A 23496-nucleotide genomic window follows, 5' to 3' on the forward strand; every position below is an offset into this window, starting at 1 on the left:
CCTGGGTTAACTTTTTACGGTGAGCATTTTCTTGTCCGGGCTTATCACCAGCCAGACGGAGAAACACACAATGACTGCCCCGATGATAAACGCTTCGCTAATGGTTTCGTGCAAAATGAGGTAGCCCCACAACACACCAAACGGTGGAATGAGAAAAGTCACCGTGAGGCTGCGTAATGGCCCGATATCGGCAATTAAGCGGAAGTAGAAAATATAGGCCACGGCGGTACACAGGATCCCCAGACCCAGCACGCTGAGCCAGACATTGCCCTGCAGCCAGTTGATTGACGGGCCGGTCGCCACGCTCCAGGCAAAGAACGGTAACAGGAAAAGCGTGGCCCCTATTTGGCTGCCGAAGGCGACGATTTTAGGGTCAAGACCGCCTTTATTGGAGATCCAGCGGCGGGTTAAAAAGCCTGCCACACCGTAGCAACTCGTGGCGACCAGGCAGGCAATAATTCCGGCGATCTTCTCCTCGCTGGAGTGTGCATCACCGACCGAAGTAATCACCATTATCCCTGCCAGGCCCAGCACTACGCCCAGCCATTTTCGCGCCGTTAATTTCTCACTAAAGAAGGAGAATCCGATAATGGCGCCCATTAGCGGCGTGGTCGCGTTTAAAATGGCGGAGTATCCGGCAGGTAACCATTTTGCGGCGAGACAATACATAAAAAAGGGCAGCCCGGAGTTAATTGCGCCCAGAATAAGCGCCGAACGGAATTTTCCCTCAAAGTGAAAAGATGATCTCAGGGTGAAAAGAATCACCGCCAGCCCTATAAAGCCAAAAAACACCCTTAAAAAGGCCGTATTTACCGCCCCGAACTCTGGCGCCGCTATTTTCATAAAAAGGAAGCTGGCTCCCCACACCGCGGCAAGAAATAACAGCCGGATATAATCTGACACACGCATGCCTTCACCCTTCCCCATAAAATAAACGCTTGTTTATCATTTTGCTCGCTGAAACCCGTTCAGCCAGCAAGACTTTAAACGAGCATCAGAGAAAGAAAAACCGTTTTCTGTTTGGGGAGAATTAGTTAGCAAGATTTAAGGGAATTTGGACGATCCCCTCAATGACGACGGCACCGGGTCAGGCACTGCCTCAGGTTTATCTTTGAACGCCAATATGTGGCCCCACTCGATATCTGTCGGCAAGCCACTGAAGTAACCCGACGGCTTTAATCCCGGTGGTATCCAGAGGAAGTGTCTTTCATGCCAGCTGAAAAGTTGACTATTGATGGATATATGATCCAACCCTATGTTTTTCTAAAAAAACTGCAGGTCAGTAAAAGATGAAATTTTATCGCGCCTTATCCTTGTGACCAGAGACCTGTTACCCATCACACGCCACAAAGTTGACTAAAAAAAGCACTGGACGTTCAAAATGGCAATAACTTACACTCTAAATTATTTTATGATAATGAGACGCATTTGTGATTAAAAAGAAATTACTCATCTATGCAATCTGCCCGCTGATAGCGTGGGCTTCACACATATTAGCTGCACAACCGATGACAAGCCCTGCCGATCAATCCCTCATTGAACAACAGCAAAAATCCCTGATAGATATAGTTGGTAATAAGCAATTAGATGACCTCAAAGGGAAAGGAAAGGTCAAAAAGAGAACAGAGATTAAATTTCGATAAGGAGAACATATGCTTTATAACGATGAAGAATATAAATTATTCAGTGAAGAGTTAGAGGGTTGTTCGATTGGAACTGTCTGGTCTGCCATGAGGGCTGATAACTTCAATATGGAAACAATGAACCACGATGAAAAATCGGCCTATTTCTTTGAATTATTAAAACGACTTATGGAAGAGGGAAAAATAAAGTTTGGAAAACATGGTGAATTTCTCCAGGGTTCTATCGAAGATCAGATAGCCCTCTTCAAAACTGCATTTCCAAAGACCGAAAATGAATGGAAAGCAAAAATCGAAGATATCTGGTTTTACGAGGAAGAATGCCCAGGAGGTATAGTCTGGATACATGAAAATGGCCATGAGGACTGGACATAACTCACACCTTTAACGGCTCTTCGGAGCCGTTAATTTTTGATTTTGTATTCCACATAAACATCTCGGTGTCGAACCGCGCAGTGGCCTCGGGAAGGCAGCGGCAGCAAAGCTAAGAGTCGTTTCGCCCGGACTGGCATCCACAGGACGTTTTCCTCCCACAGACGGCGGCGGGTAATGCCTTTCTTACCCCGCGTCATATGGATTTCAGCCCAGTCAGGAGCCTTCAGCCCGCCGGAACGACGGGTAAAGGCTCCATCAGGGGCGGGAGATAAAAATGAGTTAGTTAGATTTAAGGGAATTTGGACGATCCCCCAAACTCGAGATAAATTTTTGCCAGATTCTGGAACTGATTGAAGCGATTTTCATCCAGCAATAGCTCGGCCTGGCGGCGTTTCTCCTGGGCATCTAGCCAGAATGAGATACGCGCGGCGCCCTGGCGGTAACGCACCTCATTCAACCGCTCAGACTTACGCGCAAGCTCCAGCCCCTCCCGCAGTCTTTTCTCCTGAGCCAGGAGCTGATCGCGCAGGGAGAGTTCGTCCTCAAGGCTGCTCATCGCCTTATAAAGCGACTGTTTAAACTCCAGCACGCGCTGCTCGTAATCGTTGCGGGCAATTTTTACCTCCACGCCCCGCTGCCGCCAGTCCAGGAACGGCAGCGTCAGGCTAGCCCCAACGGAAGCGATGGGATTATGCAGCACCGTGAGTAGCGAGCTGCTGCCGGTGCCGAGAGAGCCTGTCAGGCTAAAGGCGGGATAGTATTCGGTGCGCCGGATATCAACGGTGGCCAGAGCTTCACGAACCCGCCACTCTTTAGCGCTGATATCGGGCCGATGCATCAGCACGCTGGCAGGGATATTCGCATTAACCTGCGGCATCCTGCCTGTGGGTAACCTAGTGGGTTCAACTCTCGGACTGCCCGGCGCGGTGCCCAGCAACACCGCCTGCTGATTCAGAACCTGTAGGCGATCGCGCTGCAGGGCGGTGAGTCGGTTTTCCTGTGCCAGCAGGCTTTGTTGAGCATCAACCACATCCAGGGAAGAGGCTCCGCCTGCCTGATAGCGTGCGTTGGCCAGGCGGAGCGTCTCTGTCGCATAGCCGATGCTCTGCCGGAGGACGGCAATCTGCTGGTTCACAAACCCAATACGCCAGTAATTATTACTGGCTTCGGAAAGCAGCGTCAGTTTTGCCGAGCGCAAATCCTCTGCGCTGGCGCGGCTTGCCCACTCCGCCGCATCGCGCTGGCGAGCAATTTTGCCCCAGAGATCCAGCTCGTAGCTGGTGCTAAGACTGGCGGAACTGCTTTTTGTCCAGCCGGATGCGTTGCTCAGCTGATTTTTTCCGTCCACGCCCAGCGAGCCTTTTAGCCCAGGATCGTTGATGATGCCGACTCGTTCCGCGTCAAGTCGCGCCCGGTACAGGCGCAGCACGGCGAGTGCCACATCGTTGTTGCTTGCCATCACCTGACGAAGCCAGTTATCCAACTGGGGATCGTTAAACGCGTGCCAGTCAAACGGGGCAAACTCTCCGCCAGCATCACTCTTGTTCCAGCTCGCGGGATAGTCCACCCTGGGCGCGTGATAGTCGCTTTGCAGCGTGTTTGCGCAGCCAGCGCTGAGCGCGGCGGCAAGGCATAGAGCTAAAGGTGATAAAAATTTCATAGGTTACTCGCTGGCCAGTGAAACGACCGGGTCCATCCTTGCCGCCTTGCGGGCGGGGAGATAACCGAAGATCATGCCGATTAATGTTGAACAGAAAAACGCGGCGGCGGCGGCCTGCCATGAATAAATAGCCGTGAACATCCCGCCTGCCAGGGCGGTAAATAGCGCACCAGCGGCATACGACAGCGCAATACCTAACGCGCCGCCAATCAGGCAGACCAATACGGCCTCAATCATAAACTGCTGCATGATGTCGCTCCGCCGCGCGCCTACCGCCATACGTACGCCGATTTCATGGGTTCGTTCGGTTACCGACACCAGCATGATGTTCATCACGCCGATACTGCCGATCATCAGCGAGATGCAGGCCACCATCAGAATTAAAATGCTGAAGGTCATCGAGGTACGCTCGATAGATTTTCTGATCTGTTCGAAGTTATAGAGCTGGAAATCTTTTACGCCGTGGCGCTGAGTAAGTAGCTGGGAGATAGCGCTCACCGCCGCTTCGTTAGCCACATTGTCTTTTAGCCTGACGCTGATGCTGGTCAGCACCGGTTTGCCTACCATGCGGTACATCACCGTGCTGTAGGGCATCCACACGGTAATGCGGTTTGGCGCGTAGCTCCGGTTATTGCTTTGGGCGATGCCCACCACCCGTGCCGGCACGGAACCAAGAAAAACAATTTGCCCCAGCGCCTCGAGTCCGGCGGCGTCGAACAGCGCTTTGCGGGCATTCTCATCAATAATGACCTCCTGCAGGGCGGTACGGTCGTCCCTGAAGGTGGTTCCCTGTAAAAGTTGAATCCCATTCACGCGGAAATGGTCCCGCCCGACGCCGTTGATAGACGCAGGTGCGGACTTACCCAGAAAACGAATGTTGTCTGAGGCGCTAACCTCCGGGCTTACGCTGTCGACAAATCCCTGCTTTGCCAGCGCCTCCGCGTCAGCCGGCACCAGAGTACGAATGCCCTCAATGCTGTCATCAAAGAAATCTCGTCCGGGATAGATACTCACCACGTTGGTTCCCAGATCTTTAATATTCTCCAGGGTCTTTTGCTTCGCGCCCTCACCCAATGCCACGACGGTCACAACGGCGGCAATACCGAAAACGATCCCGGTCATGGTGAGCGTAGTGCGTAAACGGTGCGCATTCATCGCTTTGAGCGCCATTTGCAGCGATTCCCGCGTACGATCGAGCAAACTTTGCCAGCGGCTTTGCCGGGTGCGGTTAGGCGGCGGCAGCGTTTGTGTGGCGGTTACCCGACTGCCGCTATCGGCGATAATTTCGCCGTCCCGCAGTTCGATAATGCGCTGAGCGTGCTGAGCCACCTTCATGTCGTGGGTCACCATCACCACCGTATGGCCGCGCTGGTTAAGTTCACTCAGGATGGCTAACACCTCCTGCCCTGACTGAGAGTCCAGCGCGCCGGTCGGCTCGTCGGCCAAAATGATCTCCCCGCCGTTGATCAACGACCGAGCAATACTGACGCGCTGCTGCTGGCCGCCAGAAAGCTCGCCGGGCTTATGGTGCTCACGCCCTTCCAGGCCTAGTCTGCCAAGCAGTGCGGCGGCGCGCAGCCGACGCTTGTCACGCTCGCTGTTGGCGTAAATAGCTGGGATCTCAACGTTACCCAGCGCGCTAAGATCAGGCATCAGGTGGTAGCGCTGGAAGATAAAGCCGATATGTTCCCGGCGCACCCGGGCCAGCGCATCCGGTGAAAGCTGGGCGGCGTTTTGCCCGCCAATGTAGTAATCGCCGCTGTCGGGCACGTCGAGGCAGCCCATGATATTCATCAGGGTCGACTTGCCCGACCCCGAAGCGCCGATGATCGCGACCATTTCTCCGGCCGCGATGGTCAGATTGATATTTTTCAGGACGGTCAGCGCCTGGCCGCCGTTACCGTAGGTCCGGCTGATACCCTTTAGATCAATGATGTGGCTCACAGCACAAACCCTTCCCCGGGTGCTTTCTCACCCGGCTGTGACAGCACGACATTTTCCCCGACGTTTAGCCCTTCGAGGATCTGAATATCCACGCTGTTGGTGATCCCGGTTTTTACCTCCCGGGCTTCCAGCTTGCCGTCAGCGGTCAGCACCTGAACCTCCTGCTTGTTGTTTTCGCCTTTACGTACCGCCTGAATCGGTACCAGCAGCGTGTCCCTGGCCTCACCTGCCAACAGCGTGACCTGTGCCGTCATGGCAATGCGCAGGCGATTTTCTGGATTAGGAACGTCGAGCAGCGCGTTGTAGTAAACGGAAGCATTTGAGGTGCCAGACCCTGATGCCGAACTGCTCCCGGCCAGAGAGTCATCTTTCATTACCGACTCCGGCGCCAGCTCAACGGTGCGCAGCGTCGCGTCATAGTGTTTGTCCGGCTCAGAGAAAATCGTGAAACGGGCCTTTTGCCCCGGGGAAATACGGGTGATATCCGCCTCAGAGATCTGTGCTTTGATGGTCATCACATCGAGACGCGCCAGCTTGATAATCGTCGGCGCACTCTGGCTGGAGTTAACCGTCTGCCCCTGCTGCGTGACCACGGCAATAACAACGCCGTCCATTGGCGCAACGACTCGGGTATAGCCCAGATCGACTGTTTTCTTATCTACTTCGATTTGCGCCTGGACAAGCTTGGCATTCAGAGAGAGTAATTCCGCCCGTGTAGTGGCGAGCGTTGCCTCCGCAGACTCAAAATCTTCGCGCGAACTGGCGTCTTCGCTCAGCATTTGCCGCTGACGTTTGAAGCGCAATTCAGACTGTTTCAGTAGCGCTTGTTTAGCCTGCAGGTCAGCTTTTACCACATTGAGCGCGGCTTCGGCATTACGCAGGTCGTTACGCTGCGGTACATCATCAATGTCGGCTATCGACTGCCCTTTGGTCACGCGATCGCCCAGCTTCACTTTGAGCGACTTGACCTGGCCTGAAACCTGCGCCCCTACGTTTACGCGTTCGATAGCATCAATACGGCCGGTCGCCAGGACGGAGTTTTCTATATCACCTTTACGTACGGGGGCCGTGACATAGTCTGGTACATCCGTGCTTCTGAGAAAGAAGAACAGTGCGAGGGTAAGACCGATGAGCAGCGCCACGGCCAGGGCGATGACGCGGCGAGAGAGGTGTTTCGTTAGCATTGAGCAGGTTTTCCATAACAATAAAAGCGGTGATCTCAGAGACTCATAGTGAACGCTCCTGTCTCTACCGGAGCTATACGCGGTGCATATGTGTAGATTTTATCCAGCCCAGAGCAAAGGGCTACCTATTTAAGTCACTGAGACTCATTCCGCTTAGTATTGTTCCTGCGAGCAGAGATTATTCTGCGGTATTTAAACCGTTTCATGCCGCGGCAAAGATAATGTGAAGGTACTGCCTCGCCCCGGCTTGCTGGTTACGCTGATTTTCCCGCCGTGCAGTTCCGCAATGGTTTTCACAATCGCCAGCCCCAGCCCGGTGTTTTCCGTCGCGCTTCGGGAGGCTTCTCCGCGGAAGAAACGATCAAAAATAAGGGGTAAATGTTCCGGCCTGATACCTTCCCCGTCGTCACTCACGCTCAATACCACCTGTTCATCCGTAATCTTTGCGCTGAGCGTAATATGTCCCTTTTCAGGCGTGTGGCGCAGGGCATTAGAGAGCAAATTAGACAGCGCCCGTTGGATAAGCTGCTGATCGGCATAGAATGAAACGTCCCCCCGGCTTTCGAGGATAATCTCTTTTTCTTCCGCCAGAATGTCGTAGAAACCAATCAGTTTTTCGAATTCATGCGTGCTGCTGAGCCACTCCGCGTTCAGTACCTCGCGGCTGTTATCCGCCCTGGCAAGAAACAGCATCGAGGAGATCATGCGCGAAAGCCGCTCCCCCTCTTCAACGATAGCGGCCAGCGTTTCCTGATACTCTTCCGCACTGCGATCTTTGGTTTGAATGACGCTGGCGGCTGAAATCAGGTTGTTTATCGGCCCGCGCAGCTCGTGGGCAATGTCCGAGGAAAAGCGATTTAGCTGATGGAATGAAGCCTCCAGGCGCATCATCATACGGTCAAAGGAAGCCGCCAGCGCGTTCAGTTCCGGCGGCCAGCGTTTACCCAGAATACGGGTATGCAGATCGTTGGCATGAATTTTCTCAATCTCGGTGGTGATCGTGCGCAGCGGGGCTAAACCTCGCCGGGCAAGCCACCAGCCAAAGGCCGCAAACAGCAGGATCGCCAGCGCGGCAAAAAACTGCATTCGCTTGTAATAGGTGTTGATAATTTCATTGTTACCGGAGACGTTGAGTGCCGCCTGCACCAGCCATTTTTGGTTGTTTTTAAGGGTGAATAGCGTGGAAGTAATTAAGTATTTTTGCCGAATATCCCCGGCGCGGTAATGCCACTCGCGGTAGCTAAAAGCGGGGCCAGGCAGTGGAAAATCCTGCACCGGAATAACCATGTTGTTGGATTGCGCGTACACTTTTCCTTCCGGACTGAAGATACGCAGCGACAGCCTCTCCTGCCGTACCACGGACTCCAGAAGCTCGGTTTGCCACTCTTCCCCATTGTCCTGCCGCTCACCTATGGCCGAGGCAATTTCCTGCTGGAACTGGATAGAACTTTGTAGCTCCAGTTCATCTTTATGATTGAGCTGCTGGCGCATGGTCGAATAAAGCACGCCGGACACGCTGTAAAGCACGATAGCCATCGTGACGGAGAAATAGAGCGTCAGGCGCGCGGTGATCGACAAATGCGACAATTTTATCATCCACGTAATTCCAGCACGTACCCCGCTCCGCGCAGAGTATGGAGTAATTTATCGTCAAAGCCGTCGTCGATTTTGTTGCGCAGACGGCGAATGGCAACGTCTATGACGTTAGTTTCCGGGTCAAAATTCATGTCCCACACCTGCTCGGCAATCACCGTGCGGGAAAGCACTTCGCCCGAGCGGCGCATCAGCAGGCTTAGCAGCAGAAACTCTTTTTGCGTCAGCTCTATTCGCACCCCGGAGCGGGACACTTTGTGACGCAGAAAATCGAGCTTCAAATCGCCCACCTGCAGCAAATTCTCCTCAAGAATCGCGGTTGGCGGCGCCGAGCGGCGCAGTATCACCCGCGCCCGCGCCAGCAGCTCGCTAAAGGAAAAGGGTTTAATCAAATAATCTTCCGCGCCCAGCTCGAGCCCGTGAACTCTGTCCTCCACGTCATCCCGCGCGGTAAGAAACATAATAGGCGTCTGCTTTCCGGCCTGGCGCGCCATTTCGATGATTTTCCAGCCATCAATTCCCGGCAGCATCACATCGAGTATCGCCAGATCGTAATCCGTCGTCAGGAGATAATGCAGGCCGTCGATACCGTTGCCGGCGACGTCGACAACAAAATCGTTCTCGCGCAGCCCTTTGGCAATGTACTCAGAAGCCATTTTCTGATCTTCAACCAGCAGAATTTTCATCATCACTCCTTCGTCCCTTGTGGGTTGCCGTCAAACAGCAGGAACAGCACCGGCGTAATAAACAAGGTAATTAACTGCGAGAACAGCAGCCCACCGACAATCGCCACGCCCATCGGCTGGCGCAGTTCGGCCCCGGCGCCGAGGCCAAGGGCAATAGGAATCGCCCCCATAATTGCACACAGCGTGGTCATCATTATCGGGCGGAACCGCTGCAAGCAGGCCTGCATAATGGCATCATGCGGCGTCATGCCGTGCTCGCGCTGCGCCACTAAGGCGAAATCTATCATCATGATAGCGTTCTTTTTGACAATCCCTATCAACAGCAGGATACCAATCATCGCGATAAACGTAAGGTCGAGATTAAATAACCTGAGCGCCAGCAGCGCCCCGACCGCCGCCGACGGCAGGCCAAGCAGAATGGTCAGCGGGTGGATCCAACTTTCATACAGCACGCCAAGAATCACGTAAATCACCGCCAGCGCCAGCACAATCAGCCAGATCTGGCTGCTCTGGGACTGCTGGAACAGCGCCGCCTGCCCGGCGTAGGTACCGAACACCGAGGACGGCAGATGAATCGCCTGCTGGGCCTGGGCAATGGCCGCCGTGGCGTCGGACAGCGATTTTCCCGGCGCCAGGTCGAACGAGAGCGTAATCGCCGGCAGCTGCCCCTGATGGTTGACCGCCGTCACCCCCTGAGTACGGGTAATCGTGGTGAAGGTGGTGATCGGCAGCAGCGCCCCACTTGATGACCGGACATAGATTTTCGACAGGTCACTTTCGTCCTGCCGGAATGGCGCCTGAACCTCCATGATCACTTCATAGCTATCTTCAGGGGCATAAATCGTGGAAACCTGGTAAGTCCCAAAAGCGTCATACAGCGTGTCGCGAATCTGCTGGATATCAACGCCCATCAGCGAGGCTTTGTTTCTGTCGATAACTAATTGCGCCTGCAGTCCGTTAAGCTGAGCATCGGTATTCAGGCCGACAAACACCCCGCTTTTTTGCAGCTCCGCCATCAACCTGTTGGTCCAGTCGTTAAGGCTGGTATCGCCGCTGCTGACCGCCTGGAGCGTGTACTGGTAGCTGCTTTTCGCACTGCGGCCACCCACGCGCAGGTTTTGCACCGGGCTAAAGTAAACTTTAATGCCCGGTAAATAGCCGGTTTCCGACCGCAGTTGCTTGAGCACCGCGTCCAGCGGCGGGCGCTGGCTTTGATCTTTTAACGTCAGGCTCAACTGCGTGGTGTCGTGATCGACGCGGGTTAACACATCGCTGACGCTCGGATCTTTCATCAACGTTTTACCCAACTGCTGCGCCACGCCCAGCCGCCCGAGGTAGGACATATCCTGAGGCGCATCAATGCTGGCGGTTACCTGCCCGATATCTTCCTGCGGGAAGAACCCCTTGGGTGAAAACCAGTACAGGCCGATGGTCAGCGCAATCGTGCTGAGTGCGACGCCTATCATAATCACCCGGTGAGAAACCGCCCATTCCAGCCCGTTTCCGTACTGGCGGCGCAGGGCTTCAAACCCACGCTCAAAGACCTGACTCCAGCGCGGCTCGGGTTTGTCTTCCGGGGTGTGCTCGCGGATAAGCTTAGGCACCAGCAGCGGAATAATGGTGAGCGACGCCGCGGCGGAAACCAAAATCGTCAGCGACACGACATAGGCAAACTCGTGGAACAGCAGGCCTATCGTACCCGGCATAAAGAAGATCGGAATAAACACCGCCACCAGTGACAGGGAAATAGAGATAACGGCGAACGCCACCTCTTTCACTCCTTTTAGCGCGGCGCGATACGGCGTCTCCCCCTCTTCCATGTAGCGCATGATGTTCTCCAGCACCACAATCGCATCGTCCACCACCAGGCCGACGGCGATGGTCAGCCCCATCAGGGAGATATTGTCGAGACTCAGCCCGAAGGCATACATCAGGCCGAACGCGCCGAGCAAAGAAATCGGCAGGCTTAGCGCCGGAATGATCGTCGCCCGAATATGGCGCAGGAACATCAGGATCACCATCACCACCAGGGCGATAGTCAACAGCAGCGTGAGCGTAACGTCATGAATTGCCGCGCGGATCGACAGCGAGCGGTCGTTAAGAAACTTCACGCTAACCGACGACGGCATCTGCGCCTGCAGTTTGGGCATCAGTTGGCGAATCGCGTCGATGGTGGAAACAATATTGGCGCCGGGCTGGCGCTGCACGCTGAGTACAATGGCCCGGTTGCCATTAACGGCGCTGTAGCTCAGCGTATTTTCGATACTGTCCTGCACGGTGGCCACATCCGAAAGTCTGACCGGCTGGCCGTTACGCGTGGCGACAATAACGTTGGCGAAGTCCGCCGCGTTGCGCAAATCGCCGCTGGTTTGCAGCATCACCATCTGGCGCTTACCGTCCAGTTCACCAATCGGCGAGTTGTTATTGGCGTTTGCCAGCGCGGTATGCACGTCTTCCAGCGTCAGATTTGTGGCCGCCAGCTTGTCCGGGTTCACCTCCACGCGCACCGCGTAACGCTTTTGCCCCAGCACCGTCACCTGCGCCACGCCGTTGAGGGTGGAAAGCGCGGGTGAGATCAGGTCATCTGAAAAGCGGTTAAGGTCGGAAAGCGCCATCGACGGTGAGTCGATGCCGATTTGAATGATCGGCGCATCCGCCGGGTTAATTTTGCGGAATGACGGCGGCGTGGTCATCTGCGACGGCAGCTGTTTTAACGCCTGGTACAGCGCGGACTGCACGTCCACGGCCGCCGAATCGATATCCCGCGATGGATCGAACTCGATGACGATAGTCGTGGCACCCTCGAGGCTGTTGGAGGTCATGTTCACTACGCCGGGAATGGTCGAGAGTTTTTTCTCCAGCGGCGTGGCCACCGACGAGGCCATGGTTTCAGGGCTGGCACCAGAAAGCGAAGCGCTGACCTGAATGGTCGGCGTGTCATAGTTGGGCAGTGCTGCAATGGGCAGTTTAAACCAGCACACCGCGCCGGCGACCATCACCGCCAGCCACAGCAGCATCACGGCAATCGGGCGTTTCAGGCATTGTTCGGCAAATGTCATGATGCGGATCCCGCTGGCGCATTAACCACCTTCACGAGCATCCCCGGACGCAGGGCGTTGGCACCTTCCAGCACGACTTTCATCCCGGGCTGAATACCGCTCACCACCGCCATTTGCTGCTGGATGCGCAACAGAGTGACCGGTTGCGTTGCGGCGTGCATTTGAGCGTCAATCACGTAGACGAAATGCCCATCAGGGCCGTCCTGCACGGCCTGCGGAGGTAAAACAACGACATTCGGCGTGCTGCCAGCGCTGACCGTAATATTCAGGTAAGCCCCAGGCCAGAGCTGGTTTTCACCATTCGCGAAATGGGCCTTAAAGTTCACCGTGCCGCTATCCTGGCTAACGGTGTTATCAATAAAGCTCAGCGTGCCGGTAACCGGTTTTCCGCCGGCGTCTGTCACCTGCACATCTACCGGGCCCTGATGCTGCGCGGCGACCACCGCGTTGAGATCCTGCTCCGGCAGCGTAAATTCTGCGCCAATCGGGTCAAACTGATTAATGCTGACCATGGGTAACGTGCTGCTCGGTTGCGCAAGACTACCGATATGCACGTTCAATGCGCCGGTTTTGCCGCTTACCGGGGCATAAATACGTGTATAAGCCAACTGGGCCTGCGCGGTGTGAATATCATCCTGGGCAGATTTGTACTGCGCTGCCGCCTGCTGTTGCGCACTGACGAGGGCGTCCCAGTCTGAAGAAGAAATGTAGTGGGTTTTAAGCAGCGGCTGCCCACGGCTGAGGTCGCGATTGGCTTTGTCCAGCTCGGCCTTAATCACCCCCAGTTGAGCCTGAGCATGCCCCAGCGCGGCCTGCTCTTCGGCATCATCCAGCACGAACAGCAGTTGCCCTTGCTTAACAAAATCCCCTTCATGGAACGCAACCTGGCTGACCGGGCTGGTAATTTGCGCGCGAATGTCCACCTCATTGAGCGACACCAGGTGGCCCTGAGTGGAGAACGTCAGCGGCAGCGTTTTGCTGACCGCGGCTACCAGGCTAACTTTCGGCGCCGCCGTTTTCTTTTGCGTTGCCGGAGATGAGTTCTGGGAATACAGCCAAAGTCCCGCCGCCCCCGCCAGCACGCAGGCCATTGCCAGCCCTTTTTTTGACCATTTTATGTTCATGATGCAGCGCTTCTCTGAGTCCGGGTATATCAGGAATGTTACGCCCGTCACACCAACAGAACGCCGCCACTAAAATGACAAGTTTGTAATTTTGCTTCTCATTCAATTTTCTGCCAGGATTCCTCGCCCTCTTTTTCACGGCCTCCGCAGCCAGAATTAACGGGCGGAAAAGGACGGCGCTTTTTAACTCAAAGGCAGACAGGAATCTCAATGAAAACAAAGACTGAAGCGGAACACCGCGCCGCCAAACGGCGCTGGTTGAATTCTCAGGACTCGGGATATCACCAGGCGATGGGTAATCGCCACGTACAGATGATTGCCATCGGCGGCGCCATCGGTACCGGCCTGTTTCTCGGCGCAGGTGCACGCCTGCAGGCGGCAGGGCCTGCGCTGGCGTTAATTTATCTGGTTTGCGGTATTTTCTCTTTCTTCATCCTCCGCGCGTTGGGCGAGCTGGTTATCCATCGCCCTTCCAGCGGCAGCTTCGTCTCCTACACCCGTGAATTCCTCGGTGAGAAAGCCGCCTACGTTTGCGGCTGGATGTATTTCGTCAACTGGGCGATGACCGGCATCGTGGACATCACTGCCGTCGCGCTCTACATGCACTACTGGGGCGCATTTGGTGATGTGCCGCAGTGGGTCTTCGCCCTCGGCGCGTTGGCCGTGGTCGCGGCGATGAACATGATTGGCGTGAAATGGTTCGCCGAGATGGAGTTCTGGTTTGCGCTGATCAAAGTGTTGGCCATCGTTGCCTTCCTGATAGTCGGGACCATTTTCCTCGGCACCGGGAAACCGATTGACGGTAACAGCACCGGCTTCCACCTGATAACCGACAACGGCGGCCTCTTCCCTCACGGGCTACTGCCCGCGCTGGTGCTGATTCAGGGCGTGGTTTTTGCCTTCGCCTCTATCGAATTAGTGGGCACCGCCGCCGGGGAATGTAAAGACCCGAAAACCATGGTGCCAAAGGCCATTAACAGCGTGATCTGGCGTATCGGCCTGTTTTATGTCGGCTCCGTCGTGCTGCTGGTCCTGCTGCTGCCGTGGAACGCCTATCAGGCGGGCCAGAGCCCGTTCGTGACCTTCTTCTCGAAGCTCGGCGTGCCTTACATCGGCGACGTAATGAACATCGTGGTATTAACCGCGGCGCTCTCCAGCCTGAACTCCGGCCTGTACTGCACCGGGCGTATTCTGCGTTCGATGTCGATGGGCGGCTCCGCGCCTCAATTCATGTCGAAAATGAGCAAGAATCAGGTGCCGTATGCCGGCATTCTGGTTACCAGCGGCGTGTATGTGCTTGGCGTGTTCCTGAACTATCTGGTGCCTTCTCAGGTGTTTGAGATTGTGCTGAATATGGCGTCACTGGGCATCATCACCTCCTGGGCGTTTATCGTGCTGTGCCAGATTCGTCTGCGCAAGGCTATCAAAGAAGGGAAAGCGGACGAGGTAAGTTTCAAGCTGCCAGGTGCGCCGTTTACCTCCTGGCTGACGCTGCTGTTTTTGCTTGGCGTGCTGGTATTGATGGCGATGGACTATCCGAACGGGACGTTTACGATTGCTTCTATTCCGGTACTGGCGATTCTGCTGACCCTGGGCTGGTTTGGCGCTCGCAAGCGAGTGCATGAAGTTGCCCAGCAGGTTCACGATCACCACGAGTAGTGCCCCTCACCCTGACCCTCTCCCCGCCGGGGAGAGGGAATCAAGTCTCAGACTTCACTCTTTGGCATCCCTTAGTCACAAATTCCAACGATTATGAAGGGACGGCAAACATTCCGTTCACCTCCAGTCCTGTTTTATATGTCACCACTGAACAGGTGAACGTCTCGGGAGAATCACCGTCTTTCCCCCGAGACCCCGGACTCCCGGCCAAATAAATCGACCGCTAAAGCGGCAGACCTCCGTTTTATCTCCCAGTCCTGGGTCGGCTGAGATGTGTTCCCGACGCTCTCAGCCTCCGGCCGTTCCCGACGTCCGGACCCTGGCCAGTCGGAGAGAAAACGGAGGCGATTTAAGCCGGAACCGAGCCTCGCTTCTTATTTTTACCCTCACCCTGACCCTCTCCCTGGAAAGGAGAGGGAATAGACAAAGTTTCCCATAGCTTTTGTTTTCTCCCTCGCCCCTTTGGGGAGAGGGCTGGGGTGAGGGGAAGAGGTGTTCCCCGCTGTCGGTAAACCGAACTTCATCGGCATCACATACGCAGTAAACTCACAGTACCCCGCTATACACCACTGGCCCGGTCGGCTGGCCGGTAGGCGAACCACCCTGCGGCTCCAGGCTGATGGCGATCGTCACGCCTCGTGACAACGTCACGTTTCCGTTGCTAACCTGAGTCACCGCTTTACTGTCCAAGAGCCCCAGGGATACAGGCTTCGCGCCTACCGGTATCGCCCACAGCTGCAGACTATTGCTGGCGGAAATGGAGGCGAGCTGCAGCGGCGTCAGGCGCAGTGTTTTCCTGGCGCTGTCGGCGCTAACCAGCCACTGCCCCTGCTGGCTACTGCCGTTAAGTACCATCAGCGGGGCCAGGTCCGGCGCTTTAGGGCTGAAATATGGCACCAGTGTCACGGCGGCAAGTCCGGCGGCGAGCGCCCAGCCAAGGTAACTCCAGCGCCAGCGAGAATGCACGGGCGTGTGACGTTCCGGCGGCAGGCTAAGCTGAATTTTCTTCCAGACGGATCCCGGGGGATGTTGCGGCTGGAGCTGACTGTCCAGCCCGCCAAGCAGGGTTTGCCAGCGGCCAACCAGGGCGGCCAGATTTGGCTCATTCCGTAAACGTTTTTCGAAACGCAGGCGCGCACTGCCGCGCAGCGTACCCAGCGCGTATTCAGAGGCCAGTGCGTTATCTCTTGGTTGGCTGCTGTTCATAGTCCGACGCAATCCTTAAGGTGATCCAGCGCCCGGCGGATCCAACTTTTTACCGTGCCGAGCGGCTGCTGCAGCCAGTCGGCGATATCACCGTGGGACATCCCCTGATAGTAGGCCAGCACCACGCTCTGCCGCTGTTCGCTGCTGAGTCCGTCCAGGCAGCCACGCAGGCGCCCTGCCTGCAGTTCGTCACACCAGCCGTTGTCCTCTTCACTTTCTATACCCGCGGCGTTGTCGCTGAGTTCATCTTCCTGGCTTGCCGCGCGGGATTGCCCGCTGCGCAGCCAGTCAATACAGCGATTGCGGACAATGTGGGTCAGCCAGGTCACGGGGGCGCTTAATGCCGGATCGTAGCCTGAAGCTTTATTCCACACCGTGAGGAAAGCATCATGCAAAATCTCTTCGGCCCACGCCCGGCGCTGAACGGTACGCAGCGCCACGGCAAACAAATGGGGGGACGTCAGGCGATAGAGTTGTTCAAATGCGCGGCGGTCGCCTTCAGCAACCGCCTGCATCAGTTTTACCTGCTGTTCTACCAGAGTTTTATCCATAATTTTCTCGACCAGGCGACGGGCCTGGATCGAGTATAGACACTCACTTCGGCATCAGTACGGTATCAATCACGTCTATCACGCCATTTTTCTGGTTCACGTCATAGGTGCTGATATTGGCGATGTTGCCTTTCCCGTCTTTGATCTGAATATTGTGCGGGCCGTTGTTCATGATCCACAGCGGCTGGCCGTTGACGGTTTTTAATTCTGCACTGCCGCCGCCCTGCTGGATTTTTTTCTCCAGCGCCTTCATGTCGTATTTCCCTGCGACTACGTGATACGTCAGGATGCTGGTCAGCGTGGCTTTGTTTTCCGGTTTAACCAGATTGCTGACCGTGCCGGCCGGCAGTTTGGCAAACGCGGCATCGGTTGGGGCAAAGACGGTAAATGGCCCTTTGCCCTGCAATGTATCGACTAAGCCGGCGGCTTTCACCGCCGCGACCAGCGTGGTGTGATCTTTGGAGTTAACGGCGTTCTCAACAATATTTTTTGACGGATACATCGCTGCACCGCCCACCATCACGGAATCATTGGTCATTGAGGCAATGCTCAGCGTACTGAAAAAAGCAGAGGCGCACACGGCGGAGGCAAAATACTTGTTCATGTTGAATTCCTCAATTGTAGGGAGCAAGAGAGTTGCTCACAGTTTGATATACGGTTGAGGCTGTGCCGTTGGATGCAGAAAAAATTAAAAATATTTCGCCGTTTCTTTCATCACTCATAACCCATTGTTAACGTTACGTGCGTTAATAATTTTCAAAATTTAAACACAAGCACTAACATATACAGTTCACGATCCTGACAAATGCGCATGCCGTAAAATACCCCCTGATGAAGACACCCCAGAAAAAGACGCTACATACACATAAAACCGCCCTTTCCCTTCTCCTGATCCCGGCCTTAACCCCGGGCTTTACGCAAGCCGCTGAAACACAGGCCAAAGATGAATCCACGCTGCTGGTCACCGCTAAGCCAACAACCGTATCTGAACTCGATACCCCGGCCGCGGTCAGCGTGGTTTATGGCGATGATCTGCGCCAGGCAGCCCCACGGATAAACCTGTCGGAAAACCTCGGCGGCGTACCCGGGCTGCAAATTCAGAACCGCCAAAATTATGCTCAGGATTTGCAGCTTTCGGTGCGCGGTTTTGGCTCACGCTCGATGTACGGCGTGCGCGGCGTGCGCATGTATGTGGACGGTATCCCGGCCACGATGCCCGATGGCCAGGGGCAAACGTCCAATATCGATTTAAACAGCGTGGACAGTGTGGAAGTACTTCGCGGGCCGTTTTCAGCGATCTACGGTAACTCGTCCGGCGGTGTGGTTAACGTCAAAACGGAAACCGGCCGCCAGCCGACGACGCTCGAAGCCAGCAGCTACTTCGGCAGCTTTGGCAGTTGGCGCAACAGCGTGAAGGCCACCGGCTCAACCGGCGACGGTACGCAGGCAGGAGATGTGGACTATGCCATTTCCGCCTCGCGCTTTACCACCCACGGCTACCGCGACCACAGCAGCGCGCAGAAAAATCTCGGTAACGCGAAGCTTGGCGTCCGTCTGAACGACGTCAGCAAGCTGACATTGCTGTTCAACAGCGTGGATATTGATGCCAACGATCCCGGCGGCCTGACCGAACAGGAGTGGCGCGACAACCCGAGACAGGCCCCCCGGGCCGACCAGTACAATACGCGAAAAACAACCAAACAAACCCAGGGCGGGCTCCGCTATGACCGGCAGCTTAGCGAGCACGATGATTTAAGCGTGATGATGTACGCGGGCGTGCGGGAAACCACGCAGTACCAGTCCATTCCCGTGTCGGCGCAAAAAAATGCAAATCATCCCGGCGGCGTGATCCAACTGGCAAGGCATTACCAGGGGATTGATACCCGCTGGACGCACAACGGCGACCTCGGCGGCGTGCCGGTTAGCTTCACCACCGGGCTGGACTACGAGACGATGACCGAGAATCGCAAAGGCTATGAGAACTTTGTGACGGTCAATGGCGGGACGGTGTTGGGTGAGCAAGGCAACCTGCGTCGGAATGAACGCAATCTGATGTGGAACCTCGACCCGTACCTGCAAACTACATGGCAACTGACTGATAAACTCAGCCTGGATGCGGGCGTGCGCTTCAGCTCGGTCTATTTTGACTCCAACGACTATTACATTGTGGGAACAAACGGCGATGACAGCGGCAACGCCAGCTATCACAAGTGGCTGCCTGCCGCCTCGCTGAAATATGCCGTCACCGACGGGTGGAATATCTACACCTCCGCAGGGCGCGGCTTTGAGACGCCCACCATCAACGAGCTTTCTTATCGCGACAACGGCGCATCCGGGCTTAACTTTGCCCTGCAGCCGGCCACCAACACCACGGTAGAGATTGGTAGCAAAAACCGTATTGGCAACGGGCTGTTTACCGCCGCCCTGTTCCAGACCGACACCGATAACGAGATAGTGGTTGATCAAAGCAGCGGCGGGCGTACTACCTACAAAAATGCCGGTGAAACTCGCCGTCGTGGGCTGGAACTTTCCCTCGATCAGCAGTTTGCCGCCGACTGGCGGTTGAAGATGGCCTGGACTTATCTGGATGCCACCTACCGTACCAACGCATGCGGGACAAACGACTGCAACGGCAACCGAATGCCCGGCATCGCCCGTAATATGGGGTACGCGTCGCTGGGCTACGTGCCTGAGGAGGGCTGGTATGCCGGCTCAGATATTCGCTACATGAGTGATATCCAGGCGAATGACCAGAACAGCGCCAAAGCCCCGACCTACACTACGGTCGGATTGAATACCGGCTACAAGCTCCACGTCCGGCAAAACTGGCTGCTGGACATCTGGGGACGAGTTGATAATCTGTTCGACCGCGATTATGTCGGCTCGGTGATTGTCAATGAAGGCAATGGCCGCTATTTCGAGCCAGCGCCCGGACGTAACTATGGCGTGGGCGTCAACGTAAGCTACAGCTTCCAGTAAGCTTTGCCCCTCCGGCGACTGTCGGAGGGGCATTAAAAAGGAATTTTATGTTACCCAACCTGACCCTTCGGGATGCCACCCTGGCAGACATCGAGACAATTTTTACCATCCGAACCGGCGTCAAAGAGAACCATCTTTCGCGCGAAGAAATGGCCGAAATGGGCATCACCCCGCAGGCTATTGCAGAGATTATTGCCGAATCTCCGTGCATATGGCTCGCCGACGTTGAGGCTGAGCCCGCTGGTTTTGCGATGGCCATTGCCGAAGAGGCCTGCCTGTTTGCCATGTTCGTGCTGCCGCAGTTTGAAGGCCAGGGCGTCGGGAAATTGCTGCTGGAAAAAGCCGAGGCGTTCTTGTTTGCCCGACACCCCACTATCTGGCTTGAAACAGCGGCAAGCAGCCGCGCCGCGGTGTTTTATCGACGCCACGGCTGGCAGCCTGTGGGGGAGCAAGACGGCGAAGATATCCGCTTCGAAAAATCACGCCCCGTGGCGACGAAATAACAACGCCCTCACCCATCGGTACGCGCGCTCAGCCCGGGCGCGATTTAAGGCTTTTGGCCCGTCATTTGCGCCGTCAGCCAGCGGTATAAAATACCCACCACGTAGCGCTGTTCCTCATCGGTCAGCGCTCTTCCCGCCGGTATCGCGTGCCATTTCGCCAGGCAGCCTCTGCAACAGGTCGCTGTGGCGTGCTGGGCGATAAATACCGGGTGCCCGCGCATGGGCGTCTGTTTGCCGTCGTTTTTTGGTTCGGCAGGTGCCAGGCGGAGGGCAATAAACTCTTCGGCGTGGCGGGTGATGGTTTCCGGGCCTTTGTCGAGGCAGTACTGGCGCTCTTTGGCCCCAAGCTGGAAGCGCTGACGAAACGGGGAGCGCGTCAGGCGTTGAAAAACGCTATCAGGATTATTCACTGCGGAAGATCTGGGCTGACTTAGGAAGGGGTATGGTACGCCGCAGGGATCAAATAGCAAGTCAGGGCGTTGCGCGTTTAGTCTTACTTCGTTTCAGCATAATTAATTGCAAAGCACCTTAAACAACGAATTATCTGCCTAATATTTTTATCAGGAATAAATTTAATAATACCTACTCTGCGCGTCAAATTTTTGACATCCAATCTTTGTATATTATCCAAACTTAATGCATGATAAGTCTGTTTTTATGCTAGATGCATTAAAAATACTAACTTTCATTAGCGTATGCATTAACCAGAAAAACGATATCCCCCCGAAGAGTCTAAAATAAAATACATATACATGGAGCAGTTATGCGTAATTTGATTTTCATTGTTGATCAAGATACTTTAGATGAACAATCAACTTCGGAAATTATCACCACCCTTATTACTAACGATCAAGAAGTCGTACTTGATAAACATCTAAGAAAAGGCATGACAGTTTCCCCTCTGAGCAAGAAAAAAGAAACTGAGAGTAAAGAGGAAAGTATTTTTGATAATGAGTATGCAAAAATGGGCCTGGCTATTGGTGCCAAACTACTGCCTCTTCCTGCTGCTGTGCTGATTGAAGCAGCACCTATGGCATATTCGTTATATCAGGTAATGACTAAAAAAGGAGAAGAGGACTTATCGGTGGAGGACATAAAACAATCTGCCAGCACTTTTGATAAATATCTTAAACGTATCAGTTTGACGCCTGAGATGGCATTTAAAAGGAATTATCGTTTTCAACCAGGCCATCCGCAGATCAATGTGGCTTATATTAAGCACCCTCTGTCTGATTATCATGCAGAGAAAGCCGATCTTTATATACCAAGCGACAGTATTGATAACATTCTGTTGCAGGAACGTGAATCTGAAATGGTCAAAATATTTGTCACGCTAGGTGCAACAAAGATTGAATTCCGTAAAGAAAAAAAATCACAGACGAAGCAATCCATCACGGCGGGAGTAAGCGTGCAATCACCCACTGCTTCAGGTCAGATTGAAGCAAAAAGTGACGATGAATACGCAGGAACAGGCTACGATAAACGTCTCATCACCCTCAGTGGTCGAGAATGGAAAACCGACACAACGTTGGATAAGTCAAAATTCAACTGGTTACCTTTTGAGCCATCATGGGAAGCTGTCGTATTTGCACGGGAGATCGGTGGCTGTCTCTCTGCAGAATTGGAGTTAAAAAAGAAAACGATATTCTCCTCAACCAATGAGGGCAAAATCGGGATCGGTGCAAATTTGTTCAGTGGTTCAGCCAGTGCAGCATTAAGCATTCAGAATGAAGAAGATGAAACCTACTCTGTTCGCGTTGAATTTGGCCACCCTGTCTCTCATTAATGGGTCTCAGGTTATCAACGGGTGATTTATCTTTTAGCTTGCAGCCAGTAAGTTAATCAACAAGACCGTCGTGTATCCGAAGTTTAAATTTTAGGGCATCACTCATCTCGGTATTGATGCCCTGAATGAAACATTTAGCTGCGTTCGATGTCTTTCGCCGCCTGATCGAGCGTGTCGATAATCTTATACAGCGTCTCTCGCGACAGCTCGGTGCTGCCCAGCTTCGCATGCAGCGCTGTTTTAAAATTATGAATAGCCCGCTGCACTTCCGGTAAACGGCGGTTGTCACCGAGGACGCCGAGGGTGGCGAGCCTGCTGGTCACCGCTTCCAGGTCGGATTGTTGCTGCTCAAGCGAGGCTTTTCCTTCCGTCGTCAGCGTGAAGGATTTTTTCCCGCTTTGCCCTTCGCCCACCGTGATAAAGCCCATCTCCTCCATCAGCGTCAGGTTCGGGTAAATAATACCGGGACTCGGCACGTATTCCCCCTTAGCCAACCCTTCGATGGATTTGATCAGCTCATAGCCATGGGCCGGGCCGTTTGCCAGCAGATGCAGGATCAGCAGGCGGATGTCGTTGGCGTCAAACAGGCGTTCACGGCGATGACGGGCGCGGCTTTCCGGGTGGCTTTGCTCATGGCGGCCATGACCGCCTCTGCCGCGATGGTGTTCGTGGCGCTCACATTTGTGCTGTCTCAGATGATGAATACGCATAGTTTTTGACCTTACTTGTCATGCCAGTAGGCGACGGCTCGCACCAGGTCGGCGTCCAGGCCGCGCGCCTCGAGCAGGTAATCCCCGAGCGCTTTAGCCTGCTTGCCTTCCCCGACAACCCAGATGTAATAGTCGTCGGCAGGGATCTCCGCGTGCCGCAGGTATTCTGCAATCTCCCCGTGGGTTAACGCCCGCACTTTTACCGCGGGAAACTCGCTCAGATACTCCAGGCTGTCGGTATGGCGGCAATTGACCAGAACTTCGACCTGTACCTCCTGGCTCAGCGACTGAAGACGGCGGCGCACGGCAGGCAGCCCGCTTTCATCCGTCACGTACAGCTGCCAGTGATAATCCGTCGGGGTGACCAGAGACCCACGCGGGCCGCCGATGAACAGTGTATCCCCAGGCTGTGCCTCTTTCGCCCAGCTGCTGGCGACGCCGCCATCGTGCAGGTAGAAATCCAGGGTTAATTCACAGCGCTCGGCGTCGAAATCCAGCGGCGTATAGTCGCGCGACTGTGGGCGGGCCCCGTCCCCCCAGACAATGCCTTCGCTGGTGACCTGCGGCGGAGTGAATTCGCCATTTTCGGCCGGGAAGAAGACTTTGATGTGGTCGTCAAACCCTTGGGAAGAGAAATCCGCCAGCTGCGGGCTGGTGAGAACCAGGCGATAAAATGTACTGGCAATCAGCGTTTTCGTTTTGACCGTTAATTCACGAAACTTGAGTTCGTTCCGAACCCGAACCGGCACTTTTTTAGCGTTTTTTTGCGTTGTCATAGCGTACCTTTTAGGTGTGTAAGATATATCATAGACATATCTTAGTGCAGGGCGTTACCGC

Annotated in this window: 19 protein-coding genes and 1 pseudogene; 6 read left to right on the forward strand and 14 right to left on the reverse strand. The window is 54.8% G+C overall.

The features are described 5' to 3' along the window. Window positions 1-6 precede the first annotated feature (6 nt). Window positions 7-909 (reverse strand): multidrug DMT transporter permease, encoded by a 903-nt coding sequence (locus tag VW41_11405; GenBank protein ID AJZ89595.1) that lies wholly within the window; start codon window positions 907-909, stop codon window positions 7-9. A gap of 521 nt (window positions 910-1430) precedes the next feature. Between VW41_11405 and VW41_11410 the strand changes: the two genes are divergently transcribed. Both VW41_11410 and VW41_11415 read left to right on the forward strand, forming a co-directional pair. Continuing rightward, window positions 1431-1643 (forward strand): hypothetical protein, encoded by a 213-nt coding sequence (locus tag VW41_11410; protein ID AJZ89596.1) that lies wholly within the window; start codon window positions 1431-1433, stop codon window positions 1641-1643. Between the two features lie 9 nt (window positions 1644-1652). Beyond that, entirely contained in the window at window positions 1653-2015 is a 363-nt protein-coding gene (locus tag VW41_11415; GenBank protein ID AJZ89597.1) for a hypothetical protein, read from the forward strand. Between the two features lie 289 nt (window positions 2016-2304). Here the strand turns inward: VW41_11415 and VW41_11420 are convergent, their stop codons facing one another. The 7 genes from VW41_11420 to VW41_11450 form a co-directional block, all read right to left on the reverse strand. Beyond that, window positions 2305-3675, reverse strand: coding sequence for an RND transporter (locus tag VW41_11420; GenBank protein AJZ89598.1), 1371 nt, complete (start codon window positions 3673-3675; stop codon window positions 2305-2307). Between the two features lie 3 nt (window positions 3676-3678). Beyond that, window positions 3679-5619 (reverse strand): macrolide transporter, encoded by a 1941-nt coding sequence (locus tag VW41_11425; GenBank protein ID AJZ89599.1) that lies wholly within the window; start codon window positions 5617-5619, stop codon window positions 3679-3681. Next, the gene (locus VW41_11430) at window positions 5616-6803 is read right to left on the reverse strand and encodes a hemolysin secretion protein D (protein ID AJZ89600.1); all 1188 of its coding nucleotides are present in this window, start codon (window positions 6801-6803) and stop codon (window positions 5616-5618) included. The genes VW41_11425 and VW41_11430 overlap by 4 nt, the downstream gene beginning before the upstream one ends. 192 nt (window positions 6804-6995) lie before the next feature. Then, window positions 6996-8399 (reverse strand): histidine kinase, encoded by a 1404-nt coding sequence (locus VW41_11435; protein AJZ89601.1) that lies wholly within the window; start codon window positions 8397-8399, stop codon window positions 6996-6998. Beyond that, window positions 8396-9082 (reverse strand): transcriptional regulator, encoded by a 687-nt coding sequence (locus VW41_11440; GenBank protein AJZ89602.1) that lies wholly within the window; start codon window positions 9080-9082, stop codon window positions 8396-8398. The genes VW41_11435 and VW41_11440 overlap by 4 nt, the downstream gene beginning before the upstream one ends. A gap of 2 nt (window positions 9083-9084) precedes the next feature. Continuing rightward, on the reverse strand, window positions 9085-12141 hold the full coding sequence (locus VW41_11445; protein AJZ89603.1) for an acriflavine resistance protein B: 3057 nt from the start codon (window positions 12139-12141) through the stop codon (window positions 9085-9087). Further along, the gene (locus tag VW41_11450) at window positions 12138-13265 is read right to left on the reverse strand and encodes a cobalt transporter (protein AJZ89604.1); all 1128 of its coding nucleotides are present in this window, start codon (window positions 13263-13265) and stop codon (window positions 12138-12140) included. The genes VW41_11445 and VW41_11450 overlap by 4 nt, the downstream gene beginning before the upstream one ends. A 210-nt stretch (window positions 13266-13475) precedes the next feature. Between VW41_11450 and VW41_11455 the strand changes: the two genes are divergently transcribed. Further along, window positions 13476-14924 carry an L-asparagine permease gene (locus tag VW41_11455; protein ID AJZ89605.1) on the forward strand — a complete coding sequence of 483 codons (1449 nt, stop codon included), beginning with the start codon at window positions 13476-13478 and terminating at the stop codon, window positions 14922-14924. Window positions 14925-15470: 546 nt separating this feature from the next. Here VW41_11455 and VW41_11460 read toward each other — a convergent pair. Genes VW41_11460 through VW41_11470 form a run of 3 tightly spaced genes read right to left on the reverse strand, consistent with a single transcriptional unit; the run spans window position 15471 to window position 17285 of the window. Next, on the reverse strand, window positions 15471-16130 hold the full coding sequence (locus tag VW41_11460; GenBank protein ID AJZ89606.1) for a hypothetical protein: 660 nt from the start codon (window positions 16128-16130) through the stop codon (window positions 15471-15473). Beyond that, window positions 16127-16681: an RNA polymerase sigma factor gene (locus VW41_11465; GenBank protein ID AJZ89607.1), complete on the reverse strand. Its 555-nt coding sequence runs from the start codon at window positions 16679-16681 to the stop codon at window positions 16127-16129. Before VW41_11465 ends, VW41_11460 begins: the two co-directional genes overlap by 4 nt. 43 nt (window positions 16682-16724) lie before the next feature. Further along, window positions 16725-17285, reverse strand: a complete 561-nt coding sequence (locus VW41_11470) for a fasciclin (GenBank protein AJZ89608.1) — start codon at window positions 17283-17285, stop codon at window positions 16725-16727. Window positions 17286-17512: 227 nt separating this feature from the next. Here VW41_11470 and VW41_11475 point away from each other — a divergent pair, with 227 nt between their 5' ends. After that, entirely contained in the window at window positions 17513-19660 is a 2148-nt protein-coding gene (locus tag VW41_11475) for a TonB-dependent receptor (protein AJZ89609.1), read from the forward strand. A gap of 47 nt (window positions 19661-19707) precedes the next feature. Continuing rightward, window positions 19708-20163: a GCN5 family acetyltransferase gene (locus VW41_11480; GenBank protein AJZ89610.1), complete on the forward strand. Its 456-nt coding sequence runs from the start codon at window positions 19708-19710 to the stop codon at window positions 20161-20163. 44 nt (window positions 20164-20207) lie between these two features. Here VW41_11480 and VW41_11485 read toward each other — a convergent pair whose 3' ends face one another. Beyond that, a complete protein-coding gene (locus VW41_11485) occupies window positions 20208-20573 on the reverse strand; it encodes a cytoplasmic protein (protein AJZ89611.1) in 366 nt (121 codons plus the stop codon). A gap of 713 nt (window positions 20574-21286) precedes the next feature. Here VW41_11485 and VW41_11490 point away from each other — a divergent pair. After that, window positions 21287-21949, forward strand: a pseudogene (locus tag VW41_11490) (hypothetical protein). A gap of 134 nt (window positions 21950-22083) precedes the next feature. On the opposite strand, the gene VW41_11495 reads toward VW41_11490, so the two are convergent. Further along, complete coding sequence (locus VW41_11495; GenBank protein ID AJZ91942.1) at window positions 22084-22644, reverse strand: transcriptional regulator; 561 nt, start codon at window positions 22642-22644, stop codon at window positions 22084-22086. A 26-nt stretch (window positions 22645-22670) separates the two neighbouring features. Next, entirely contained in the window at window positions 22671-23435 is a 765-nt protein-coding gene (locus VW41_11500) for an FMN reductase (GenBank protein AJZ89612.1), read from the reverse strand. Window positions 23436-23496: the final 61 nt, after the last annotated feature.

Source organism: Klebsiella michiganensis, from assembly GCA_000963575.1.
Taxonomy (GTDB): domain Bacteria; phylum Pseudomonadota; class Gammaproteobacteria; order Enterobacterales; family Enterobacteriaceae; genus Cedecea; species Cedecea michiganensis_A.

Bases quoted from the DNA above. Each gene is read 5' to 3' on its own strand.
- VW41_11475 (AJZ89609.1), top strand. From the start codon at position 17,513: ATGAAGACACCCCAGAAAAAGACGCTACATACACATAAAACCGCCCTT.
- VW41_11455 (AJZ89605.1), top strand. From the start codon at position 13,476: ATGAAAACAAAGACTGAAGCGGAACACCGCGCCGCCAAACGGCGCTGG.
- VW41_11415 (AJZ89597.1), top strand. From the start codon at position 1,653: ATGCTTTATAACGATGAAGAATATAAATTATTCAGTGAAGAGTTAGAG.
- VW41_11435 (AJZ89601.1), bottom strand. From the start codon at position 8,399: ATGATAAAATTGTCGCATTTGTCGATCACCGCGCGCCTGACGCTCTAT.
- VW41_11420 (AJZ89598.1), bottom strand. From the start codon at position 3,675: ATGAAATTTTTATCACCTTTAGCTCTATGCCTTGCCGCCGCGCTCAGC.
- VW41_11460 (AJZ89606.1), bottom strand. From the start codon at position 16,130: ATGAACAGCAGCCAACCAAGAGATAACGCACTGGCCTCTGAATACGCG.
- VW41_11465 (AJZ89607.1), bottom strand. From the start codon at position 16,681: ATGGATAAAACTCTGGTAGAACAGCAGGTAAAACTGATGCAGGCGGTT.
- VW41_11440 (AJZ89602.1), bottom strand. From the start codon at position 9,082: ATGAAAATTCTGCTGGTTGAAGATCAGAAAATGGCTTCTGAGTACATT.
- VW41_11450 (AJZ89604.1), bottom strand. From the start codon at position 13,265: ATGAACATAAAATGGTCAAAAAAAGGGCTGGCAATGGCCTGCGTGCTG.
- VW41_11430 (AJZ89600.1), bottom strand. From the start codon at position 6,803: ATGCTAACGAAACACCTCTCTCGCCGCGTCATCGCCCTGGCCGTGGCG.
- VW41_11445 (AJZ89603.1), bottom strand. From the start codon at position 12,141: ATGACATTTGCCGAACAATGCCTGAAACGCCCGATTGCCGTGATGCTG.
- VW41_11480 (AJZ89610.1), top strand. From the start codon at position 19,708: ATGTTACCCAACCTGACCCTTCGGGATGCCACCCTGGCAGACATCGAG.
- VW41_11470 (AJZ89608.1), bottom strand. From the start codon at position 17,285: ATGAACAAGTATTTTGCCTCCGCCGTGTGCGCCTCTGCTTTTTTCAGT.
- VW41_11500 (AJZ89612.1), bottom strand. From the start codon at position 23,435: ATGACAACGCAAAAAAACGCTAAAAAAGTGCCGGTTCGGGTTCGGAAC.
- VW41_11405 (AJZ89595.1), bottom strand. From the start codon at position 909: ATGCGTGTGTCAGATTATATCCGGCTGTTATTTCTTGCCGCGGTGTGG.